Origin of the sequence: Alteromonas sp. KUL42 (assembly GCF_006538325.1) — a bacterium.
Lineage (GTDB): Bacteria > Pseudomonadota > Gammaproteobacteria > Enterobacterales > Alteromonadaceae > Alteromonas.
The window spans coordinates 1-22,352 of the sequence record NZ_BJKK01000011.1; the positions used below are offsets into that span (position 1 = coordinate 1).

The 22,352-nt window shown below is 41.3% G+C and carries 20 protein-coding genes; 8 read left to right on the plus strand and 12 right to left on the minus strand.

Going from position 1 to position 22,352, the window contains the following annotated elements; all coding sequences use genetic code 11:
• Positions 1-25: 25 nt before the first annotated feature.
• Positions 26-637, plus strand: coding sequence for an O-antigen ligase (locus EYR97_RS14525; RefSeq protein ID WP_131094390.1), 612 nt, complete (start codon positions 26-28; stop codon positions 635-637).
• A 52-nt stretch (positions 638-689) separates the two neighbouring features.
• Here the strand turns inward: EYR97_RS14525 and EYR97_RS14530 are convergent, their stop codons facing one another.
• Both EYR97_RS14530 and EYR97_RS14535 read right to left on the minus strand, forming a co-directional pair.
• Positions 690-1,430, minus strand: a complete 741-nt coding sequence (locus EYR97_RS14530) for a glycosyltransferase family 2 protein (RefSeq protein WP_131094391.1) — start codon at positions 1,428-1,430, stop codon at positions 690-692.
• A 6-nt stretch (positions 1,431-1,436) separates the two neighbouring features.
• Positions 1,437-2,417: an NAD-dependent epimerase/dehydratase family protein gene (locus tag EYR97_RS14535; RefSeq protein ID WP_207308061.1), complete on the minus strand. Its 981-nt coding sequence runs from the start codon at positions 2,415-2,417 to the stop codon at positions 1,437-1,439.
• A 216-nt stretch (positions 2,418-2,633) separates the two neighbouring features.
• Here EYR97_RS14535 and EYR97_RS14540 point away from each other — a divergent pair, with 216 nt between their 5' ends.
• The 4 genes from EYR97_RS14540 (at position 2,634) to EYR97_RS14555 (ending at position 7,154) form a co-directional block, all read left to right on the plus strand.
• Positions 2,634-3,698 carry a nodulation protein NodZ gene (locus tag EYR97_RS14540; protein WP_131094392.1) on the plus strand — a complete coding sequence of 355 codons (1,065 nt, stop codon included), beginning with the start codon at positions 2,634-2,636 and terminating at the stop codon, positions 3,696-3,698.
• Positions 3,699-3,702: 4 nt separating this feature from the next.
• Positions 3,703-4,806, plus strand: a complete 1,104-nt coding sequence (locus tag EYR97_RS14545; RefSeq protein WP_131094393.1) for a hypothetical protein — start codon at positions 3,703-3,705, stop codon at positions 4,804-4,806.
• 66 nt (positions 4,807-4,872) lie between these two features.
• On the plus strand, positions 4,873-5,991 hold the full coding sequence (locus EYR97_RS14550; protein ID WP_131094394.1) for a hypothetical protein: 1,119 nt from the start codon (positions 4,873-4,875) through the stop codon (positions 5,989-5,991).
• Between the two features lie 371 nt (positions 5,992-6,362).
• A complete protein-coding gene (locus EYR97_RS14555; protein WP_165478056.1) occupies positions 6,363-7,154 on the plus strand; it encodes an ABC transporter substrate-binding protein in 792 nt (263 codons plus the stop codon).
• A 75-nt stretch (positions 7,155-7,229) separates the two neighbouring features.
• Here EYR97_RS14555 and EYR97_RS14560 read toward each other — a convergent pair whose 3' ends face one another.
• From EYR97_RS14560 to cutA, 7 genes are all read right to left on the minus strand, one after another.
• Complete coding sequence (locus EYR97_RS14560; RefSeq protein WP_131094498.1) at positions 7,230-8,141, minus strand: hypothetical protein; 912 nt, start codon at positions 8,139-8,141, stop codon at positions 7,230-7,232.
• A 410-nt stretch (positions 8,142-8,551) separates the two neighbouring features.
• A complete protein-coding gene (gene accC / locus EYR97_RS14565; RefSeq protein ID WP_131094396.1) occupies positions 8,552-9,895 on the minus strand; it encodes an acetyl-CoA carboxylase biotin carboxylase subunit in 1,344 nt (447 codons plus the stop codon).
• Positions 9,896-9,909: 14 nt separating this feature from the next.
• Entirely contained in the window at positions 9,910-10,380 is a 471-nt protein-coding gene (gene accB, locus EYR97_RS14570; RefSeq protein ID WP_131094397.1) for an acetyl-CoA carboxylase biotin carboxyl carrier protein, read from the minus strand.
• A gap of 14 nt (positions 10,381-10,394) precedes the next feature.
• On the minus strand, positions 10,395-10,835 hold the full coding sequence (gene aroQ, locus EYR97_RS14575; RefSeq protein ID WP_131094398.1) for a type II 3-dehydroquinate dehydratase: 441 nt from the start codon (positions 10,833-10,835) through the stop codon (positions 10,395-10,397).
• 191 nt (positions 10,836-11,026) lie between these two features.
• Entirely contained in the window at positions 11,027-11,941 is a 915-nt protein-coding gene (locus tag EYR97_RS14580) for a M23 family metallopeptidase (protein WP_131094399.1), read from the minus strand.
• A 25-nt stretch (positions 11,942-11,966) separates the two neighbouring features.
• The gene (locus EYR97_RS14585; protein WP_131094499.1) at positions 11,967-13,772 is read right to left on the minus strand and encodes a protein-disulfide reductase DsbD; all 1,806 of its coding nucleotides are present in this window, start codon (positions 13,770-13,772) and stop codon (positions 11,967-11,969) included.
• A 105-nt stretch (positions 13,773-13,877) separates the two neighbouring features.
• Positions 13,878-14,192: a divalent-cation tolerance protein CutA gene (cutA, locus tag EYR97_RS14590; RefSeq protein WP_131094400.1), complete on the minus strand. Its 315-nt coding sequence runs from the start codon at positions 14,190-14,192 to the stop codon at positions 13,878-13,880.
• 261 nt (positions 14,193-14,453) lie between these two features.
• Between cutA and EYR97_RS14595 the strand changes: the two genes are divergently transcribed.
• The 3 genes from EYR97_RS14595 to groL all read left to right on the plus strand — a co-directional run bounded on the left by EYR97_RS14595 (position 14,454) and on the right by groL (position 17,257).
• Positions 14,454-15,011 (plus strand): FxsA family protein, encoded by a 558-nt coding sequence (locus tag EYR97_RS14595; RefSeq protein ID WP_131094500.1) that lies wholly within the window; start codon positions 14,454-14,456, stop codon positions 15,009-15,011.
• Between the two features lie 277 nt (positions 15,012-15,288).
• A complete protein-coding gene (locus EYR97_RS14600; RefSeq protein ID WP_012520088.1) occupies positions 15,289-15,579 on the plus strand; it encodes a co-chaperone GroES in 291 nt (96 codons plus the stop codon).
• Positions 15,580-15,619: 40 nt separating this feature from the next.
• Complete coding sequence (gene groL / locus EYR97_RS14605; RefSeq protein WP_131094401.1) at positions 15,620-17,257, plus strand: chaperonin GroEL; 1,638 nt, start codon at positions 15,620-15,622, stop codon at positions 17,255-17,257.
• Positions 17,258-17,407: 150 nt separating this feature from the next.
• Here the strand turns inward: groL and EYR97_RS14610 are convergent, their stop codons facing one another.
• The 3 genes from EYR97_RS14610 to EYR97_RS14620 all read right to left on the minus strand — a co-directional run bounded on the left by EYR97_RS14610 (position 17,408) and on the right by EYR97_RS14620 (position 22,319).
• Positions 17,408-18,814: a DUF4041 domain-containing protein gene (locus EYR97_RS14610; protein ID WP_131094402.1), complete on the minus strand. Its 1,407-nt coding sequence runs from the start codon at positions 18,812-18,814 to the stop codon at positions 17,408-17,410.
• Between the two features lie 76 nt (positions 18,815-18,890).
• The gene (locus EYR97_RS14615; protein WP_131094403.1) at positions 18,891-19,805 is read right to left on the minus strand and encodes an alpha/beta hydrolase; all 915 of its coding nucleotides are present in this window, start codon (positions 19,803-19,805) and stop codon (positions 18,891-18,893) included.
• Positions 19,806-20,033: 228 nt separating this feature from the next.
• On the minus strand, positions 20,034-22,319 hold the full coding sequence (locus tag EYR97_RS14620; RefSeq protein WP_131094404.1) for a winged helix-turn-helix domain-containing protein: 2,286 nt from the start codon (positions 22,317-22,319) through the stop codon (positions 20,034-20,036).
• Between the last annotated feature and the right edge of the window lie 33 nt (positions 22,320-22,352).

Below are 22,352 nucleotides of genomic sequence, written 5' to 3' on the forward strand. Positions count from 1 at the left end.
ATGGAATTAAGCTTTTTTAGGAGTAATGGTTAGTGCATTTTCTCTTTACTTTTGTGGGGCAAGAACAGAGTTTGTTCTCTTTACCTTAAGTGTTTTTTTGTTTTTCATATTATTCAATAAATCATTGTCGATTAAATTTCGTGTTGAATATTTAATGATATCATTAGTAGCGATCTTATTTTTTATCATAGAGTTTTTCCCATCTTATAGAATGTTAAATTTATTCAGGTTAACGTCTGACTACAGTGTTATTTCACGTATTGAATTCTTTAATAACTCTCTTATTTCTATTATGGAAAGTCCATTTTTTGGTAATTATGGCGATTACGTTAATTACGGCGGGGTGGGTGCATACGCACATAATATTCTTTCTGTGTGGCAGAACCTGGGATTATTAGGCTTAACACTGTACTTTGTATTGTTTGTGGTGCTTTGGGTGCAAGCTATAAAGTGTTACCAAGATAATGTGATTAAAGAAACTTCAGAATTTAGATTATTTTTTCTGTTACTTTTTTCCTTGACAGTTGCTTTACTTCTAGCAAAAAATTACTCATACCCATTAGTTGGCTTTTTGGTTGGTGCCTATTATCGATTGATGGAATTGAAACAAAGTTCTTATCAAAATGACTTTGTTTAATATATTTGACTAGATTACATCAGAATGCACATTAACTTATGTCAATCGCGCTTTAAAAAAATTGTGGTAATTTTCTTAAAGGCTTGAGAGGGATAGTGTAAAAATGTGGCTTAAGATTATTTAGCTTCCATGAAAGATAGTCTTCTTTAAGAGAATTCATTCGGTTAAAAATGCTACCATCACTACGACCATTTGTACGCATTTTTACTAATAGATTCGGTATATATCTTGTGCTTATACGGTTTTTGTATAGCATGCGTAGCATAAGCTCGTAGTCACCAGAAGTCTTAAAAGACTGATTAAATGCCCCATAGCGTTTATACATATCTCTTTTTACGAAGAATGTTGGGTGTGGTGGAACCCATCCGAATTCAAATTTACCAATATCAAATTCGCCAGCGATCCATCTTCTTGTTATTTTGTTTTTGTTTTTGTAGTGAACATAGTCTAGATCTCCATAAACAGAGTCTGTATCCACTGTCTTGAACGTGTTTACAACAAGCTCCAAAACGTGATTGTTAACGTAGTAATCATCAGAGTTTAGGATGCCAATGATGTCACCTGTTGCGTACTCTAGAGCTTGGTTGAAAGCATCAAATATACCTGTGTCTCTACCTTCAACCAATCGAATTTTGTCTTCAAAAGATTTTGCGATGGATGTTGTTTCATCTGTGGAGCCTCCATCAAAAACAATATGTTCTGTATTATCGTATGTTTGATATTGAACACTTTTAATTGTATCTAAAATCGTTTTTTCACTATTTAAACATACGGTTAGAATGGAAACTTTCAATCTTATTTACTTCGCTTCTATTTGCTTTTCTATCCAATGGTATGTAGATGATAAGCCTTCTTTAAGTGTTATTCTTGGAGTCCAGCCTAATTTCTCTGATATAAGTTTATTATCAGAGTTCCTTCCTTGAACGCCAATTGGTCCATCAATATGATTTATGTTCAAGGATTTTCCAGAGATTGCAATATACATTTTAGCTAGATTGTTGATAGATATCAGTTCATCTGAACCAATATTCACAGGACCAGAAAAATCGGATTGCATAAGTTGATACACTGCTTCAATACAGTCATCGATATATAGAAACGAGCGAGTTTGATTTCCATCTCCCCATATATCTAAGCTGTCTTGGTTTACCGCCATTACTACTTTTCTAGCTAATGCGGCCGGTGCTTTTTCTTTACCTCCTTCAAATGTGCCTTCTGGTCCGAAGATATTGTGAAACCTAGCGACTTTTATATCTAATCCGTAGTTTCTTCTAAAGGAAAAGTACAATCGTTCGCTGAAAAGCTTTTCCCAGCCATATTCGCTGTCAGGTTGAGCAGGGTAAACGGAATCTTCATTACATTTAGGATTGGAAGGATCCATTTGATTGTATTCAGGATACACACATGCAGATGACGAATAAAATACCTTTTTTACTTGCGCATTTGCGCATGCTTTAAGGATATTCAAATTTATAAGCGCTGAATTGTGCATAATATCTGCATCACTTTCGCCTGTGAACAAGTACCCCGCTCCGCCCATATCTGCAGCGAGTTGGTATACTTCGTCTACTTCTGATGTAATTAAATTGATTGCAACTGAAGAGTCTCTTAAATCAGCTACGACAAAATCATCCGCTTGTGTCGGAGAAAATTCGGGTTCCTTTAGATCTACGCCAATAACTTTGTAGCCATTTTTTTTAGATACCTTACAAGGTGATTCCCTATAAATCCGCCTGCTCCAGCTACTACTGCGATTTTCATATATCCCTCTTGTTAGCACATATTAAATAACTTCATTTCATACTGTTTGAAGAAAGTAACGTGATAGAGTATGAATTAAATGTTTGGCAAAATACACAGCTTTTAAACTTTTTAGTGTTATTAAAAGTTTAATTTAAAATATCATAATAATTAATTGGTTATGCATCATTTTGTAGCGATTATTTAGGGTTGTTAGCTTTTTATCGTTGTTATTAGCTTTTTGAGGTTTAGAAATTTGGAAAGAGAATCTGTTAAGTGGCATATTATTTGTGAAAGAGATGTTGGGCTTTTCTCACTTATTCAACAAGTAATTAGTCATATACCTCTAGCTATTTCAAAGCGCCGAATACCAGTAGCCTTTTGGGGAGATGGGTGCTGTTATTGGACCGCATCTGGTTACATGGGGGCAGATAATGTCTGGGAATACTATTTCGATCCAATTGTAGTAGACAATCCTTTACACACTATTTCGAAAGAGAGCCTTGGCGATATTAGAAGAATGCCGCCTAAGAGTGATACACCGGGATATTACTTAGGTGATATGTTTGTATCCAGCCATTTTGGTGATCACTTCGCATTTAAAAATAAAACACTCAAAATTCCATACAAATGGACAGATCCATCCAAGAATTTACGTCAGAAAGCAAGTCAAATAATTCGAGAGTATATACGCCCGCGCTCTTACATCGCGAAAAAAGTTGATGATTTTTATACACAGAATATGAAAGATCGATTTGTAATTGGTGTACATATGAGGGCTACAGATGTAACAGATATCAATGAGCATAATATTCATCGGCGTGGTTCGTATAATTTCGAACGCTTTGTAGATAAAATATCAATCCAACTAAGCAGGTATCCAAACGCAAAACTATTTGTCGCAACAGATTCACTGTCAGCACTACAAAAACTCAAAGAAGAGTTTGGTCATTTAATCCTACAAACTAGCAGTATATTTCAAATTTCTGCAGAGGTTATAGGAACGGGACCTACTGGTAATATCATCCCTGGTTATTTGGCAACTTGTAGCCAAAGAGCTGCTGAAAATGGAATGGAAGCAGTAGTTGATTATTTGCTGTTGAGCAAGTGCTCATATTTAATACACAATGGTAGTGGTTTAGCCAGAACAGCTTTACTAAACAACCCAGAGCTTCAGCATACAAACATTCATGGCGTTTCCAATTATCTAAAAATGCTTCTTAATTTGGGGAATTTTGAGTGGGCTCATTTTATTAGATTGACTGTCCTCCGGTATTTTTACTTTCTCATTCGAATAAAATCTAATTTACTCGGTAAGTAACACGATGTTAAAAAATGAGATTCTTTTCTGGAGAGAAAAATACTATAGAGGCTTTTTGATAATACAAAATCACGACATTCATGCGGGGTTTGGTGCTCTACTACTTTATGCACTGAATGGAATTCGAAAAGCTATTAACGACGATTTAATTCCCGTTATAGATTTTAATATAGATAATTGTCCACACTTTTATGATGCTTCGAAAGGAAGTGCTGTATGGGATTATTACTTTGAGTCACTGCATCACATTGACTCAGTAAGCATCAAACTCTGGATAAAAGCTGGCCTTTTGAAAAAAAGTCATGTTGCATATTTGTCATCTCAAGAAACGATGTATTTACATCACCACGATCCTCTAAGATTAGCGACATTCTGGGCTTGGGACGAACCTGATGACAAAAAACGTTGGATGGATGAAAAGAGAAAATTGGGCCGTCTATTTGTTGGCGAATACGTTAAACCCAGGTTTCATATTCAAAAGCTCGTTTCTGATTTTAAAGAGGCACATTTTTTAGAGCCATATACAATTGGTATTCACATAAGGGGAACCGATTTCGCGTATGCCTCCCCGACACACATTGATGAATACGTAGCAAGAATTAATCAGTTGATTTTAAATGAAAAATTAGAAAAGTATCGAATTTTTGTAGCTACCGACCAGCATCAATATATCAAGCATTTTATTTCATTGTTCGGCAATAAGGTGATTTATTTGAATGCAATAAGGTCAAGCAATCACATAGCCCCGTTTAGAAATGCTCTAGATAATAACTATAAAAAAGGGGAGGATGTATTGATTGATATGTTGTTGTTGTCAGAATGCAATCACATAATCAAGAGTGCGGCGGCAACAGGCGAATTAGCATTATGGTTTAGTAAAGCCAGTACTAACACGGTTACAGACTTTGCGCTTCAAAGTGAATTCTATAAAAAAGAGTATAGGCATATTCAAAGTACATATTTTACTTTGAATATTGACAGTATGAATGGTCTTTTATTATTTGCCTTTAAGCTTAAAGAGCGAGTTGTTAGGGGATTCGTCTCGTCCTTTGTGGGTTATTGGTTGTATAAAAAGCTTCGAATAGTGAGGACCATATTAAAACATTAATAATGACAATATAGAAGTTGGCAATTAAGTCTGTAATAAACATTAACACTATAGGTAGTTTTTTATTTGTTCGATGAAATAATTAGCAATTATGAAAAGTTACATCTCATACAGTTTGACTTGGAAGGGGCTGGCTTTGGTGCGATGCTTTTACAAACCTTAAATCAATTAAGGTACTGTGATAAAAATAATTTCTATCCAATCGTAGCATATACGGAAAATAATAGGAGTGCATTTTTTGACCGCTCAAAAGGAGTGACATTATGGGAGCAATATTTTGAACCCGTAAGGCCATTCTCGTATACCGACCTAACGCGCCTTAGAAAAAAAGTGAATATTGAAAGTTGCATTCATACTCTCTCTACAGCTGAGGCGTTAAGAATATCTGAAGAGCATACCAACAGTGTCTACACTTATCCATTTGGGAAATGGCGCATTCAAGGCGTTGGTGATTTAGATAGGTGGTACAATAGTCAAAGAAAGAAAGGGCGTGAAACCGTAGCCAAGTATATCCGCCCGAAACTTTCCATACAGAGGAAGGTTGACACGTTTTTTGAAATTAATTTGGCGGATTCTTTTGTACTAGGAGTTCATATCAGAGGGACAGACTTACATTATGCTCCAGCTGTAAGTCCAGCAGAATATTTCCCATATGTGGATGAATATATTAAAAAAGAACCTTCTCTGAAATTAATTATAGCGACTGATCAATCACAATACCTTTCCGTTTTTGAAGAGCGGTATGGTAATAGAGTTGTAAGTTCTAATGCCTTTAGATCGGATAATGAAATCGCACCTTTTCAGAGAAAGGAAATATCGCCTTATCAAAAAGGTGAGGATGTTTTGGTCGACATTTTACTTTTATCAAAATCAAACTTTTTATTGAAGGGCTGTTCTAATGTGGGTGAAATGGCGCTTTACTTTAATCCCAAGCTTGAATGTCTAGATATTGGATACAAAAAAGATAAGGCTTATGGCCAAGATTATGGGAAGGGATGGGATAATATGACAAACCCTCCTGCTTGGAAGTTGATAAGTCAAAGAGGGTTGCAAGAGATAGCGGGTGATGTTTCATCGCAAAACAAAAGACAATTGGCTTTGTATAACTTCCGAAAATGGACTAAAAGATTACGAGTATACATGGGAAAGATGAAAAGAGTGTTTGAGTGGACAAAACACCATTAATTTAAATATTGGTTATGGAAAATTAAAAATAGTTAATATTAAAGATTGAACATTATGTTGAAATAAATAGTAAAAATTGACGCACTGTTAAAGTGTGTACGCGTTCTTGCTGTTTGGCCCATCTTTCGATGGGCCTTTTTTTATCGGCTCTAAAGCGTGTTGCCCGAACTAATCGTAGTCAGACGTTTCTTCTATGCACATGTTTTGTACATGGCCGGCACTTGTTTCGACATTTGTCTAGTTGTGACCGCGTAGTGCGTTCGAGTATAGTGAAAAAAACAAAGCGATCCATTCCGGTGATGACTGATTCAAATAGTAAAGCGTCCCTTTCAAATGCTTGGAAACAAAGTTGGCTCCGATGTATCGGGGCGATGCTATTTGTTTTTCTTGTTATATCACCTTCCGTATCAGCTAGTTTAAGTACAGATGCAGCTGGTACTGCAAGCGGTATCAAAAAAAATAGAACATTGATTGTCGGAGTGACACCTCGTCCTGTTTTCGTTAATGTCGACAATCAGGGTAACCTAGATGGTTTAGACATTGCGTTGGCTAAGGCCATTTTTGCTGAAGCCGGACTATCGATCCGTTTTGAAGTGTATCCATGGAAACGGATTGTCCATCTTCTTGAAAGTGGAGACGTAGATGTTGCGCTGTCTGCTTCAGATTCTGATCAGCGGAGGGAGTTCGCCTATTTTTCTAGCGAAGCGTTTAGGTTAGGACATAACCTCTTATTTACTCGAAAAGAGCATAGTTCTCTGTTTGACCCAAATGAACGGCTACAACAATTAGAAGGAATGTCTGTGCGTTTGGGCGTGCAACGTGGAGTATCTTACTCTTATGAGTACGATACATTGCTAAGTTCTGCAGAGTTTCAGCGCAAACTTGTCGTAGTGGATACTCCTGCTCGGTTGGTTGAATTGATGCTAATTGATCGCGTCGATGCTTTTTTAGGCTCAGAGCGAGACCTGCAAACAGAAATAGATAAATATGGTGCACATGATCAAATTGTTCCTTTGTTCTATTTAATGTCAGATAAAGAAGCCAGTTCACATATAATGTTTTCAAAAGCATCGGTGCCAACACAGTGGGTAGAAAAAGTGAACCAGGCAATGCGTAGTTTAAAAGCGTCGGGCCGTTATGACGAAATAATGAAATCGTATTAGATTACGCTTTACAAGGTTAGGTCGTTTGGCTGCAAAAACGTATCACTAAAATCAGCATGTGATCTCAAAAAAAATTCAATTTCTCGTGCTAAATGATATCTTCACACCAGCTAACAAACGACTGACACTGTCTACAACATCGAGTCTTACGAACCATTCTAAATTGTGCTGTCTTGAAGCGAATCCGCTGAATTCTAGCGAACCACCGTGACCAGTCCCTAAGAAGTCTTCGATGAGTTCTGCTCTTGGTCCGAATAGTGAATTGATGTAGCTATAGTAGGCAAAATACTCAATAGGGTATGAATTGCCACTAAAGGTAGCTGCAAACTCACCACTTGAACCAAAGACTACCTTAGCTGCGGATTCGTCCGTACGTTGAACAAGTTCGAAGAACACAGTGTCGGACTCGTTTAGCCGATATCGATATTCTCCACGTACAAAGCTACCTTGTAATATTTTTTCTACGCTGAGTTCATAGCTGTGCTGTTCTCCCATTCTGGCAGAATACTCAACTTCAACATATTCGTCTTCGTTACCGATAGCAAAAGCCTCACTGGCCTGCGCATTGCTAAGTTGCCCTACTACTATTTCAAACGCACTGTTGTTTTTTAAAGTACGAACGTGACGTATGCCTGTAATCCAACCATCTTTTGACAATCCAGTGGAAGACACTCTTCCTTTATAGGTAGGAATAACACCGAGTTCGGTTTTTCCATAATCGTATTCGTGACGCAAATACAGGCGGCGTGGGTAAAAATAGTCTGTAGTATCGCTACCAAAGGTGTTGTGGCTTGATGAAAAGTCATCACCGGTAACGACAAAACTATTAACGGACCATGTTTCTGACACTTTTAGTGACGGATAATAACGCAAGCGATACTGCTCTCGACTGGGTCGGTTTGAACGATTGTCATAGCGCACTTGCATATCGAGTTTGTGAGAAAAGTAAGGGGCTTTTATCTTGTTCAACTGAGCATAAGTTTGCATGCTTAACGAATATAAAAAGCAAAATACCAAAATGGTGTTTAGGCGCACGTACTTCCCTATTGTTGACGTGGTTAGGCTCGTGACGACATTATAGTGCGTGTGGGTTGCATTTGCGCTTCATTAAAATAAAAAAAACGCCGGCAAAGGGTGCCGGCGTGAAGTGGAGGTGGACTCCAATGAAGGTAAACACAATAAAACTACAAAGTTTCATACAGGGAGATGTCTTAAAACTTGCAATCATTATAACGCTCTCTATTTTTAAGAAAATCGTTAAAAATTGATTGCTGTAATCGGAAAATTAGAATTTGCTGAATAGCGAATAGCGAATAGCGAATAGCGAATAGCGAATAGCGAATAGCAAAATGAAAAATTGGGCTGCAAAAAAGTCGCGTTGCAGCCCAAAGGGGGGATTAAGCCAAGCCTAATTTTTTCTCTAGGTAGTGGATATTGGTTCCACCGGCAAAGAAGTTCTCGTCAGCCATAATAGAGCGTTGAAGCGGAATATTGGTTTTAATACCTTCAACAACAATCTCTTCAAGCGCATGGCGCATGCGAGCAATGGCTTCATCACGGCTTTCACCATAGGTGATTAACTTACCAATCATAGAGTCATAGTAAGGAGGTACATGGTAGCCGGCGTAAATATGAGATTCCCAACGAATACCTAAACCACCCGGCGCATGGAACATATCAATAGGACCTGGGCTAGGAATGAAGGTTTTTGGATCTTCTGCATTGATACGACATTCAATAGCGTGACCGCGAATTTGAATTTGAGACTGATCAATAGACAAAGGTTGTCCAGCAGCAATACGAAGTTGCTCTTTGATTAAGTCTACTCCTGTAATCATTTCTGAAACAGGGTGTTCAACCTGAATACGGGTATTCATTTCAATGAAATAGAATTCGCCATTTTCATACAAGAACTCGAACGTACCAGCACCGCGATAGCCAATTTCAACACAAGCTCTGCGACAGCGATCACCAATTTTGGTGCGCATCTGCTCTGAAATACCAGGTGCAGGTGCTTCTTCTACTACTTTTTGGTGGCGACGTTGCATTGAACAGTCACGTTCACCTAGGTGGATTGCATTACCTTGACCGTCAGCCAATACCTGAATTTCAACGTGACGAGGGTTTTCAAGGAATTTTTCCATGTAAACTGTCGAGTTGCCGAAGGCTGCGCCCGCTTCTGCTTGTGTGGTCTCTATCGACTTGATTAGCTCAGCTTCGCTGCGTACAACTCGCATACCACGACCACCACCGCCACCGGCAGCTTTTACGATGATTGGGTAACCAATGCGCTTGGCAATAGCTTTGTTGCGCTCTATATCATCAGTAAGTGGGCCGTCTGAGCCTGGTACGCAAGGTACGCCCGCTTTTTTCATCGCATTGATAGCCGATACCTTGTCACCCATTAGGTTGATGGTTTCAGCTTTTGGACCAATGAAGATGAAGCCACTTTTTTCTACAGCTTCGGCAAAGTCAGCGTTTTCCGCTAAAAAGCCGTATCCTGGGTGGATAGCAATTGAGTTAGTTACTTCTGCGGCAGCAATAATACGTGGAATATTAAGGTAGCTTTCGGTTGCTGACGCCTTACCGATACAAATCGACTCGTCGGCAAGCAACACGTGCTTCAAGTTTTTATCCGCAGTGGAATGCACAGCTACAGTCTTGATGCCCAATTCTTTACAGGCTCTCAAGATACGTAGGGCAATTTCACCACGGTTAGCAATTAGTACTTTATCTAGCATAATGCAGTACTCGCTTATTCAATGATAAACATTGGCTGGTCGAATTCTACCGGATCTTGGTTGTCTACCAAGATGGCTTTCACGACACCTGCTTTATCTGCTTCAATTTGGTTCATCATCTTCATTGCTTCAATGATACAAAGTGTATCGCCAACTTTTACTTGCTGGCCTACTTCAGCAAATGGCTTTGCTGTAGGTGATGATGCACGATAGAACGTACCAACCATTGGAGACTTAACAACGTGGCCATCTGGTTGTGCAGGTGCGGCGGCTGCTGGCGCTTCAGCAGCTGGCGCAGGTGCAGCAGCTGGAGCCGGAGCCATTTGAGGCGCAGCTGGTGCAGCGAAGCTGTAATTAACTGGTGCTTGAACGCCAGTGGGACCACGGTGAATACGAACAGACTCTTCGCCTTCAGTGATCTCAAGCTCGGCAATGCCTGATTCTTCCACTAGTTCGATGAGTTTTTTAATCTTTCTAATATCCATGTTCTGTCTCTGCTTTATTTTTGCGTTTTCGGTAAATTGATTGCTGCAGTTAACGCGAGCGAATAGCCCATGGCGCCAAGGCCAACAATGACGCCAGCTGCAACATCAGAAAAATACGAGTGATGACGAAACGGCTCACGTGCGTGAACGTTCGACAAATGCACCTCAATAAACGGGATATTGACACTTAGCAAAGCGTCGCGAAGGGCAACGCTTGTGTGTGTAAAGGCAGCAGGATTAATGATAATAGCGTCTACGTTCCCCATGGCTTCATGCACGCGATCGATTAGCTCAAATTCAGCATTAGACTGAAAATGAGACAGCGTGACATCACTTGACGCTGCTTGTGCTTGCAAGTCGTCTACAATGTCTTGCAAGGTTTGCGTGCCATACTTGTCGGGTTCACGTTGGCCTAACATGTTTAAGTTAGGGCCATTCAATAACAAAATATTCATTTAGTTTGCTGCTATCTTCGGGAAAATGTCATGGTACTTTTCATTTCAACAAAGTTTTGTGACAGTTGCACGAAAAAAAGCCAATTTTTTAGCTCGTTTATTGCAATATTCTTTGATTATAGAGATAGCAAAAGATTTCGCAGCAAAATACTGGTCTAATCAGGTGTTTTCGGTGCAAAGTTTGTGGCTGGTTAGTCTTCTTCAAGCTTAAAAGGTACACTTTGATAGCCGCCGTGGTAGCGAGCCAGATAGATCCCAAAATGCAAATGGGGAAGGGACGAAAACCCTGTGCTGCCTGTGTAGCCAATTAATTGCCCTTTTTGTACAGGCTGTCCACGTGCTACTACCACCCCTTGGTATTTCAAATGATAATACTCGCCCGTGGTGCCGTCGTTGTGTAATATCACAACGTAATTTGCATATTTGGCGTATTCGGGAGTATCACCACCTTGGTTACTGTCACTTTTAATATCTACTACTACGCCCCCTCGCGCGGCTAAAACAGGTGTGCCTATAGGTGCAGCAAAATCTAAGGCGTATCTTGAAGCGCCGGTATGGCTAAAACTGCCATTGAAGCCCTGTACGATGGGGTAAGCACCTACAGGTTGTAATGGTGAGCTATAACGTGTGTTGTTGTCGTGTTTTGCGTTAATACTGCCCACGGTCCACTTCACGCGCATGGAACGCCAAAAGGCGTCTGGGTTTTTAGTGTATCCAAGCAGTATCGGCTTATTACTATCTAGAAACGCATTAGCATGAGACGTTTTGTTGAGCTTAACTAAGGACTGCGCTAACCCAGTGGATAGCGAGAATGGACTTTGTTTGCCTGCGGGAGCCTTTACTGCCGAATGTGATTGAGGCGACTGAGTAAATAATACATCTGAATACAGCGTCAGGGCGAGGGGAAGTGCTAAGTGGCGTTTGGCTGTGACTTTATAGTAGTTTGGCACTGATGCCGATTTTACCAGCGTAAAACAGAAACGCTTTTCATCAAAACAACCTAATGTCTTTGGCGCTGCGTGTACGGGTGGTACTAAGGTAGTATTTAATATAAGTGAAGCGAAAAAGACAATGAAAACGCGCAAAAAGCGAATTCGACGCACCATAGCACGTCGAATTCGCTGGATTAGTCTATTGCGCGGCCTTTCCATTTACCGTTTTGTTAATATGGGCTGAGAAAGTATCAGCATCCATAAAACCTGTTACACGGGCTTGGGTGAGTTCGTTGCCTTTGGTATCAAAGAACAAAATAGTGGGTAAACCGTAAATGTTGAATGAATCAAACATTTCCTGACGTTCAGGGGTGTTGTCAGTTAAGTCCATTTGCATCCATACAGTGTTGCTTAGTGCGTCAACGACATTGGCTTGTGGGAATGTGTATTTTTCAAACTCTTTACAGGCTACACACCAGTCGGCATATAAGTCGACCATTACCGTTTTACCTTCAGCGTTGGCTGCGGCAACTTTGTTCTGTAAATCGCTTAGATCGCGTGCAATCACAAATTCAGGGTGTTGTGCTTTTTCGCCCCACAAACCGGTGTTTACGCCCGCTTGATAAGCAAGGCCTGCACTGCCCATGATGCCGACTGCTACAAGTACAGCGCGTAAAAGTTTAGCTAGCGAATTTGGCGTTGAGCGATTTGTAGCCCAGTAGTAACCAAACAGGCCAAAACCCAATGCTGCCCATAAGAAATCAGAGTACGGGCTATTCCACAACCGCTCAATGAAGACAATGGCAACGGCTAACATCATAAAGCCGAATGTCACTTTTACAACATTCATCCAATTGCCCGCTTTGGGAAGTAGTTTTCCGCCAGTCATACCAAATAAAATTAGCGGCACACCCATACCAATACTAAGCAGATACAGGGAAATAAACCCTAGGGTCATGTCTCCGGTTTGTGCAATAAACAGCAAAATGCCGGTTAGTGGTGCGGTGGTGCATGGCGATGCTATAAGGCCAGACAATACACCCATAATAAACACACCCACAAAACTACCTGGCGTTTGGTTGTTACTCATGTGGGTAAGTTTTTCTTGGTATTTGGCGGGAAGTTGAATTTCAAAGCCGCCAAATAGTGCAACAGCTAGTGTTACGAATAACACGATGAACACACCCAAAACCACTGGGTGTTGCAGCGCCGCTTGGAATTGTGCACCCGCCACGGCAACCACTAAGCCTAATAAAGAATAGGTAATGGCCATGCCTTGTACATAAACAAAGGTTAACCAAAATGCGTGAGAGGTTGTTTTCGGTTTGCCTTGCCCAATTACAATGCCAGATACAATGGGGTACATCGGAAAAACACAGGGGGTAAATGCCAAACCAATACCTAAAGCAAAAAACAATGCCAGCGTTAATGGCAGATTGTCTTTATTAATTAGCTGCTCTGCCAGTGAAAATTGCTCGCTAACTGGAGTATCGCTATCGTCAGCATTACCGCTGCTGGCAACACCGACTTCTGACAAATACACCACTTTCACAGTGGGCGGGTAGCAAAGCCCTGCATCAGCACACCCTTGATAGCGCACCTTTACGATGCCATCAGCATTGGCACTTTCTATTGGAACCGTAATAGTTACCCCATTATAAAAAACTTCTGATTCACCAAAAAACTCATCTTCAATCATCACACCATCGGGGTAAGACGGCGTGCCAATTTCTGCTTCTTTAGCAACGTATTGAAATTGCTTTTTATACAGGTAATAGCCGTCGGCAATAGTGAAAGAAAGGTGTAGTTGGTCACCTTGTTGATTGAAGTCAAAGGCAAAAGCCTGATCGACTTCTAAAAACTGCGGCTCATTAGCAAAGGGGTCGTTGAATGCATCGTTAAGCTGTGCATGCAGTGAAGGGCTAAATAGCTGAGACAAAAATAGTAGCGATAAAAGCGTGAACCATTGGCGAATTGAAATACGAGCAATGTGCTTAGCAGACATAGCATTGGACAGTGAGTCTTTGGATGTAGCGCGCTTTGATAGAACGCGCTTTGATTTAATTAGCTTAGGTTGAACGAGCATAGTGAAGTTAGGTCTCATATTTCATTATTCTTGTAACGTAGTTTGTAACCAGTGGCCATAGGCATGACTAGCTTCTGTGTTGAGCTCCAGCCATTCTGGTACCTCATAGGGATGAAGTGAGATCACTTTATCGTAGGCCTGTAACACCTTTTGAGTATTGGTTTTTATCAAGAGTTGGCACTCGTTGTCGGTTTCTACCTTTCCTTGCCATTCATAAACCGACTGCACACCTTTAATAATATTAACACAAGCCGCCAAATGACTTTCTACTAGAGCTTTGGCAATAGTTTTTGCCACTTCTTCATTAGGGGTAGTGCACAGCACAAGCTTAATCGTCATGAGTAAACCTTTTTACCTTCTGAAATAAGAAATTAGAGCGTGTTGACCTTTGCTGCAAAAACGTACCGCAAAGGTCAACACGCTCTAGGCCAATCTAGGTTACAAGACCGCCTTTGGATGATTATTCTTTCACATACGTAGTATATCACGGTTGTAATCGGTCGCTCTTAGTGGCTAATTAACCGATTTCCCTCCTTCATTTCTTGCTATTAAGCTCAAAGCCCCTATAACAGGTAGTGAATGAATAAAAGAGGAAGTGTTTTGCGGGTTTTATTTATACTGTTTGCAGTTCTCCCCATTTTAGAAATTGCCCTGTTAGTGAATGTGGGTAGTGTTATTGGCGGTTGGAATACTATTGGATTAGTTATTCTAACGGCTTTTATTGGTGCTTACTTTGTAAAGCGCGAGGGAATAAGCACATTGCAAACTGCGCAAGCTAAAATGCAACGCAATGAAGTGCCAGGTAAAGAGCTGGTGGAAGGCTTAATGTTGGTAATTGCTGGTGTTTTATTGGTTACGCCAGGGTTTATTACCGACATTTTCGGCTTTATGTTTGCGCTGCCGGGCTCTCGTCATTTGATTGCCGCGCAAGTGAGTAAGCATATGAAAATGCGCGTGGTGGTACCGGGTGTGAGCCCTGATATGTCAGGTGGTTTCGGGCAAAATCCTTTTAATCAGGGGCCTGCTGGCCAAAATCCATTTCACGGTGGTCACAACCCATTTCATGGCGGTCAAAACGGCCACGCTAATCAAGATAATGTGTTTGAAGGTGAGTACACCGACAACACCACGCAAGACCCTAATAAGCGACTAAAATAACGCTTTTTCAGCAATTTTTCCTTACCAGAGGTGGAACAAGTGTGGCGCCTCTTTTGTCTTTTCAATCACAGAAAAATAGCGAATTAGTAAAAAAATCAGTTTTTTTTACATTTTTTTGCTCAAAAACCCTTGAAGTTGTCTGGGTACTACCCCATCTATCCGTGCAGAAACGATTTTAACTGCCCAGCAATGGGCAACCCAGGCACACAACATTCAGACAATCTGGATGTTGGTAAACACATAAACTTGAATAGTGAAATTTTCAGGAGACTTGAAAATGGCAATTCGTCCTTTACACGACCGCGTAATTCTTAAGCGCGCAGAGCAAGAAAGCAAATCTGCAGGCGGTATCGTTCTGACTGGTTCAGCAGCAGAAAAATCTACACGCGGTGAAGTTATTGCAGTAGGCAATGGTCGCATTCTTGAGAACGGCGAAGTGAAAGCGCTTGACGTTAAAGTTGGCGACACCGTTATTTTCAACGACGGTTACGGCGTTAAAACAGAAAAGCTGGATGGTGAAGAAGTACTAATCCTAAGCGAAAGCGACATTCTAGCGATTGTTGAGTAATAACAACTAACGTTAAACAGAATTAGAGAGGAATTTAATCATGGCAGCTAAAGAAGTACGTTTTGGTGATGACGCACGCAGCAAAATGCTGAAAGGCGTAAATACACTAGCTAACGCAGTTAAAGTAACACTAGGTCCAAAAGGCCGTAACGTTGTTCTAGACAAGTCTTTCGGTGCACCTACTATCACTAAAGATGGTGTGTCTGTAGCGAAAGAGATCGAACTTGAAGACAAGTTCGAGAACATGGGCGCACAAATGGTAAAAGAAGTTGCATCTAAAGCGAACGACGAGGCAGGTGACGGTACTACTACTGCAACTGTACTAGCGCAAGCTATCGTAACTGAAGGTCTTAAGAGCGTTGCAGCGGGTATGAACCCAATGGATCTTAAGCGCGGTATCGACAAAGCGGTAGTAGCAGCGGTTGAAGAACTTAAAGCGCTTTCTACTGATTGTGCTGACAGCAAGTCAATTGCACAAGTAGGTACTATTTCTGCAAACTCAGATGCAGAAGTGGGCGACATCATTGCTCAAGCAATGGAAAAAGTAGGTAAAGAAGGTGTTATCACTGTAGAAGAAGGTCAAGCACTTCAAAACGAACTAGACGTTGTTGAAGGTATGCAGTTCGACCGTGGTTACCTATCACCTTACTTCATCAACAACCAAGAAAACGGTACAGTTGAACTAGACAACCCGTTCATCCTATTGGTTGATAAGAAAATTTCTAACATCCGCGAACTACTTCCTACCCTTGAAGGCGTAGCGAAAGCTGGTAAACCGCTAATGATCATCGCTGAAGATGTTGAAGGCGAAGCGCTTGCTACACTAGTAGTTAACAACATGCGCGGTATTGTTAAAGTTGCAGCGGTTAAAGCACCTGGTTTCGGCGATCGTCGTAAAGCAATGCTACAAGACATCGCTATTCTAACTGGTGGTACGGTAATCTCTGAAGAGATTGGTCTTGACCTTGAAAAAGTTCAACTAGAAGACCTAGGTACAGCTAAGCGCGTAGTTATCAACAAAGACAACACAACAGTTGTTGACGGTAACGGTGACCAAGAAGCGATTGAAGGCCGTTGTGCACAAATCAAAGGTCAAATTGAAGAATCTACGTCTGACTACGACAAAGAAAAGCTTCAAGAGCGTCTAGCTAAGCTTTCAGGCGGTGTTGCAGTAATCAAAGTTGGTGCAGCTACTGAAGTTGAAATGAAAGAGAAGAAAGACCGCGTAGAAGATGCACTACACGCAACTCGCGCAGCGGTTGAAGAAGGTGTAGTACCAGGTGGTGGTGTAGCACTAGTTCGTGCAGCAGCGAAACTTGCTGACCTAACTGGCGACAACGAAGACCAAACAGTAGGTATTAAGCTTGCACTACGTGCAATGGAAGCGCCTCTACGTCAAATCTCTATCAACTCAGGTGCAGAAGCATCAGTTGTAGTTAACGAAGTGAAAAACGGCGAAGGTAACTACGGTTACAACGCTGGTAACGACACTTACGGCGACATGCTAGAGATGGGTATTCTTGACCCAACTAAAGTGACACGTTCTGCACTTCAGTTCGCGGCATCAATTGCTTCACTAATGATCACAACTGAAGCAATGGTAGCTGAACTACCTAAAGAAGATGCACCTGCAATGCCTGATATGGGCGGCATGGGTGGCATGGGCGGCATGATGTAATCAAAGCTGCTCTCGCCTAGTCCTTGTAAATCAATGGCTTATATGTAGTGTATACATTAAAGTAGACACAAATGTAGCAGTGATGTAGGACAGAAAAGAAGCCAAAAGAAAGGCGTTGGGTTAACACTCAGCGCCTTTTTCATTTGAACCTTATATCTCGTCTGGTAAGCGCTCTACTTTCGATTCATGATAGGTTTGTGCTTCTTTCGATATCAGAAGGCTTTGATGATAGTCCTGAGCTTCAGCATCAGTCAGAAAATCTACATCAGGCTTTAACTCTTCAAGTTTGGCCCTCAGTTCATCTAAATCTACTCTGAAAAACTCTTTACGGTTGTTTACTAGATTGAGTCGATGTTCATTGAAATGACGATGCAGTTCAGCTTCAAGTGCAGGCGCATCCTCAGAATAAATAAGAGCATGGACGTCAAATGTGAATGGCACACTGGCATCCCCAAGCTCACGCACACGGTCTAGGGGCTCCAGTCTTCTAGTCATACCGATTTTAAATACCCCATCACCAAATGAACCGATGTTACTTATGATATAGACGTAACCAGATTTGGTTTGTTGTGCCATCGATAGAGCCCGTTCTGATTTTGCTCTGGCCTCGTTCAGTTGTGCCTCAAGTTCTTCAAGTTCAGACTTTAAGCGCTTCAGCTCGTCACCAGTAGCTTTATTGGCTCTTTCATTGGCCTTAGCAACAAGCTCTTCGTATTTATGCTGTTCTCTTGCCGCTGCCTCTTGTTCCTTTATTAACTGTTGTTCTTCTCTGAGTTGGCGCTTAGCTTCTGCTCGGTCTTCCTTCTCTTGTCTGAGCTTCTCAGCATATTCATAAGTGAGTCTTAGTTCTTGCAACTTGAGTTGGAAATAGGGTTCTGTTATCTGAATATTGTTAGACTTGTTGAGTTTGTCGATGGCTTCTCTGGCTTTAGTTAAGCGCTCTTCCATTCTGCGGATATTATTCCATCTCACGTTTGATACTGCTGCGTCACATTCGTTGTTGAAAGCTCTTAGTGTTAGTTTGAGTGCTCTGTTTGTCATCGTCTGGCCTTCTCTGGCACTGTTGTTAACTTTCCACTCAGTATGACAAACGGCCGCTTGTTTGGCTTTCAGCATATCTTTCTGCTGCTCTCGCACAGCAGTAATCTCAGCTTTGAATCTGTCTGAAGTTCCAAAATCGAAGTGAGGTTCATAGTACCCCAATGTGGATAGCTCAATTTTTTCATCGAATACAGCCAACTCTCTTTCAAGTTCGTCAAATAGCTTTCGTTTAGCCGCATAAGATGCCCGAAGCGTCTGTATGTTTGATGTAATTGCATCTGACTCGGCGTTCAGTTCCTTCACACGGTCCTCAATAGAACTTATAGGTTGGTACTTATCTAATAGCGCTACGTTTTTCTGCTCTGAGTCTTGAAGGTGAGATTTGATTTTGTTGAGCTCTAACTTTAGTTCGCGAGACTTTAAAAGTGCGTGTATTAAGAACGATATAGTTGTAAAAACTAAGGCGTAGGTAATTATATGTCCATAATCACTTGGAAGAGCTTCAATCAAGCTCATAGTCGTAGTCCGTGTCTGCCAGTGCTTCTGATAACCTTATAACAAGTAGATATCCAATACAAAATCGAGCCTTGGTTTATTTATCGGTCATCTGCTTTAACCAGCGAATGCTTGATGTAAAGGTTTCGGGTACAGCACTGGTATGGTCGCTGTCGCTAATTACGTTTAAGCCATTTATTGTCATGTTGTTCTGGCTTTGTTTTAGCAAAGCAACAAACGCTTGGGTTACTTCCATTCTAGATGTTTCTAACTCGCCGATAGACACAAAAACATTGGCATTTTCTACTTGTTGCTTTACTGGTTTGGCTGTTAGCTCTTTTAGCGCAACTAAGCTATTTTCACTGAGTGATGGGCTGCCCAATAGGTAATGCGTAAACGTGTTCGGCGCTTCAAGTAAAACATATGCGCCAAAGCCTGCGCCCATTGAATAACCCAAATAAGCATTTGCGTTTGGTGCTACACGGTACTGCTTTTCAACTTTTGGCATTACATCTTGTTGAATAAAGCGTAGGAACGCCTCCGCTTTTCCAAATTGATATTTCTCTTGAACATCAGGTTTACTGTGTGAAGTAAAGGAGTAATCTCTAAAGCGGCTGGCATAGGCTCGACTATCACCGTAGTCAACATTACTTGGCATATTACGCTGCCAGGAAATACCTACAATAATAACCTCTGGTAGCAAAAATTCGGTGGTGCCCGATAGTAAATCCATATGCCAATCGGCATCTGTGGTGTAAATAACTGGGTAGTGCTTTAAGGCTGGTTGATGCGCATGAGAGGTATTGTCTTTAGAAGCAGAATTTTCAGAATCGCTGCTTTCAAAAATGTATCCCTCTGGCAGCTTTACATATAGTTCGTAAAGCCCCCCTGTAACACTATTTTCAAGCGGTATAACCTGTGTTCTTGGTATTTCGACAGGATTTGGGGTGGCCTCTGCGCTTTGCGCTTCAATCAGCAAAACAATTAACAGTAGAAGTAAACGTAACAGCATAAAAGTTCCTTGAAAACGTGTGGTTAAACATCGCTAATGCAATGTCACATAATGTACTGAACTGTTACGAGAAAGTTTGAAGTGGTGCTGATTTAATGATGATTTTTATCTGAAATGCGTTTTCAAATGAATTAAAGCGCACTTTGAATTGGTGCGCCTTGAAATAGTGCTTCTTGAAACAGAGCCACTTGAAATAGCCCGTTGTATTTAAGGTTATCTACGTACTAGCTATTCAATGGTCAGTTCAACTACGTTTTTACGGGCTGCTACTCGCAGTGTGATTAAAATAATCTCATCGTTAATATCAGTAATATAGTCCACCGTATCGGGTAGTTGTCCAAGAATAGTAAAAGCGGTACTGTTCATGTCATATTTCCACAGCTGATAACTATCGTTGATACCGTAAATCACGTTGTGGTGAATAACAAAATGCCTATCACTACCTTGATTAATGAGAGCGGGGATCACCTCATGCTCAATATTTCCAGACTGCCAAATACGCCCTACTGTGTCGGTATATACTAGGGTGCCATTGTCGGTTTTATCTGCCCAGTTAATAGATTTAGTCGACAGTATTGAGAAATCACCACTTTCTAGGTTAATTTCAACCAGCTTGCTTACACCTTGGTGAGAAATATTGGCTATAGCGGTTTGCTGGCCGTCCCAATGAAATAAGCTGTTTATAGGGTAATTAAAAGCAATGGGGTTTTCTCTGCCATCTAAATGTATACGCGTAAGCTGTGATGATGCGTTTACCAATACGCTATTGCCGTCTTGCGCCCATAACACGTCCATCACCTGTGTATTCGTAGCGAAGTGGCTAAGCTGTTTTGTGTTGCTGCTTAGCTGCACTACAGTATTTGCAACTGACGCTGTCCATACCTGAGACGTACCATCTCCTTCTGATGAGTACGCAACTAAATGCCCCGTAGGTTGAAACTTTGCGCGGTTCTCTTCAAGTGGCGAACGAATGGTGGTGTAAAAGTGAATGTCCCGATTAGTTTCGCTATTTGTGCTGTTTGTATCAATTAATTCAACATTCGATTCAGTATTCAATTGCGTATTCAAGTCGGTAAACAACGAGTTGAATTGTGCCAGCGGTATGGTGGCAATATCACTGTCGTAATATCCCTTAATGGCTAACATTTTTTTACCCTGCGGATGAAATAAAGGGGTACCAATTGCGTCGGTTAAGGGCATGCTAACAGGGTGAATGCTGCCATCGAATGTTACCGTGAAAAGCTGCTTACCCGTACTGAAAATAAGGTGGTTATCTACAGGGGAAAAATTGGGGTATATCACGTCGTACTTGGGAATAGCGTCCTCATAGTTAATGGGTACGCTAGAAAGTAATTTACCTGCCGCATCAAGCTTTTCAATATGAAGCACACCAGATTCATGCAAAGTGGTGAGTGCCATTATCTGGTTGTGGTGTGAGTAATCAAAAGACACCACACTGCCATTATCCAGTGCATAAAGTGGCGTACTTTTGCTGTCGTTAATGGCGTAGCTAATAAGCTTCCATCGTCCTTGTTCTTTTTGCAGAAGGGCAATGTCATTGTTGCTAGTCCAAATAGGGCTTTTTATTTCTGTATGTTTGCATTCCATCAAGGTTTGCGGCGTTTGTGGCGATAGCAACGCTTGCTCAAAATCTATTTGTTGTAATTGAAAGCAGGTTTTCTGTTCAACAGGGGTAGTGCAACGGCTCTCTTTCACAAACGCAAGTGCTGAACCGTTTTGTGAAAATGCCAAACTGCCGTATGAGCCAAGCTCTTCGGTAAGCTGGAATTCCTGCTGTGTACCAATGTGCTTTGCCCATAACTGACTTTTGCACATTACGTCAGGAAACCGCTGAAACACAATATATTGGCCGTCAGGAGAGTACGCACTGGCCAGCTCTCTGTTGTCTGTTGAAGTCAGTAAACGAATATCTTTTATTCTCATAACATCGGTTACGGGCGATGAAGCCGTAAAAGCAGCAATAGTGCCGATGACAAGAAGCGCAACCGCGAAAATAAGCAATGCATAGCGCTGTTTTGATGATGATTTAGTCGACTTAGTTGGCGGCTCAGATAGCTGCTCAGATGGCTCAGACGTAAGAGTGTCGTGCTGCAATGTTTCTGATTTTTCTGTGATATCCCTATTGGCGTCGCTAGTAAGAACTCTAGGTTGTGCTGAGGGAGGATGTGTTGAGACGCGTTCCCAACGGATGTCACACTCTAAGCTGTAACCTTTTTTGGCGTGGGTTTTAATAAAACTTTGTGCTTTGCCATCATCGCCAAATGCCTTTCTCAACTGTGCAATACAGCGTTGTAACGAATTGGGGGAGACTATTGTACCTGCCCACACATTATCTAGTAATTCATCTTGGCTAATAACTTCGCCTTGTCGGGAAGCCAAATAGGTCAATACCGCCAATGCTTTAGGGGGAAGAGTTTGCGCTTGTTTGTTATGTACTATTTGGTTGCGTGAAACGTCAACAAAAAAGCCGCCAATCCAATATTGTTCGGTCATAAGGTCTCTAAACAGTCAGAAAACAAAGCACCC

Excerpts from the sequence above, each read along its gene's own strand:
- EYR97_RS14615 (WP_131094403.1), bottom strand. The coding sequence starts at position 19,805 with ATGCTGTTACGTTTACTTCTACTGTTAATTGTTTTGCTGATTGAAGCG.
- EYR97_RS14525 (WP_131094390.1), top strand. The coding sequence starts at position 26 with ATGGTTAGTGCATTTTCTCTTTACTTTTGTGGGGCAAGAACAGAGTTT.
- EYR97_RS14620 (WP_131094404.1), bottom strand. The coding sequence starts at position 22,319 with ATGACCGAACAATATTGGATTGGCGGCTTTTTTGTTGACGTTTCACGC.
- accC (WP_131094396.1), bottom strand. The coding sequence starts at position 9,895 with ATGCTAGATAAAGTACTAATTGCTAACCGTGGTGAAATTGCCCTACGT.
- EYR97_RS14555 (WP_165478056.1), top strand. The coding sequence starts at position 6,363 with ATGCTATTTGTTTTTCTTGTTATATCACCTTCCGTATCAGCTAGTTTA.
- EYR97_RS14580 (WP_131094399.1), bottom strand. The coding sequence starts at position 11,941 with ATGGTGCGTCGAATTCGCTTTTTGCGCGTTTTCATTGTCTTTTTCGCT.
- EYR97_RS14600 (WP_012520088.1), top strand. The coding sequence starts at position 15,289 with ATGGCAATTCGTCCTTTACACGACCGCGTAATTCTTAAGCGCGCAGAG.
- EYR97_RS14585 (WP_131094499.1), bottom strand. The coding sequence starts at position 13,772 with ATGTCTGCTAAGCACATTGCTCGTATTTCAATTCGCCAATGGTTCACG.
- accB (WP_131094397.1), bottom strand. The coding sequence starts at position 10,380 with ATGGATATTAGAAAGATTAAAAAACTCATCGAACTAGTGGAAGAATCA.
- EYR97_RS14560 (WP_131094498.1), bottom strand. The coding sequence starts at position 8,141 with ATGCAAACTTATGCTCAGTTGAACAAGATAAAAGCCCCTTACTTTTCT.
- aroQ (WP_131094398.1), bottom strand. The coding sequence starts at position 10,835 with ATGAATATTTTGTTATTGAATGGCCCTAACTTAAACATGTTAGGCCAA.
- groL (WP_131094401.1), top strand. The coding sequence starts at position 15,620 with ATGGCAGCTAAAGAAGTACGTTTTGGTGATGACGCACGCAGCAAAATG.
- cutA (WP_131094400.1), bottom strand. The coding sequence starts at position 14,192 with ATGACGATTAAGCTTGTGCTGTGCACTACCCCTAATGAAGAAGTGGCA.
- EYR97_RS14545 (WP_131094393.1), top strand. The coding sequence starts at position 3,703 with ATGTTAAAAAATGAGATTCTTTTCTGGAGAGAAAAATACTATAGAGGC.
- EYR97_RS14610 (WP_131094402.1), bottom strand. The coding sequence starts at position 18,814 with ATGAGCTTGATTGAAGCTCTTCCAAGTGATTATGGACATATAATTACC.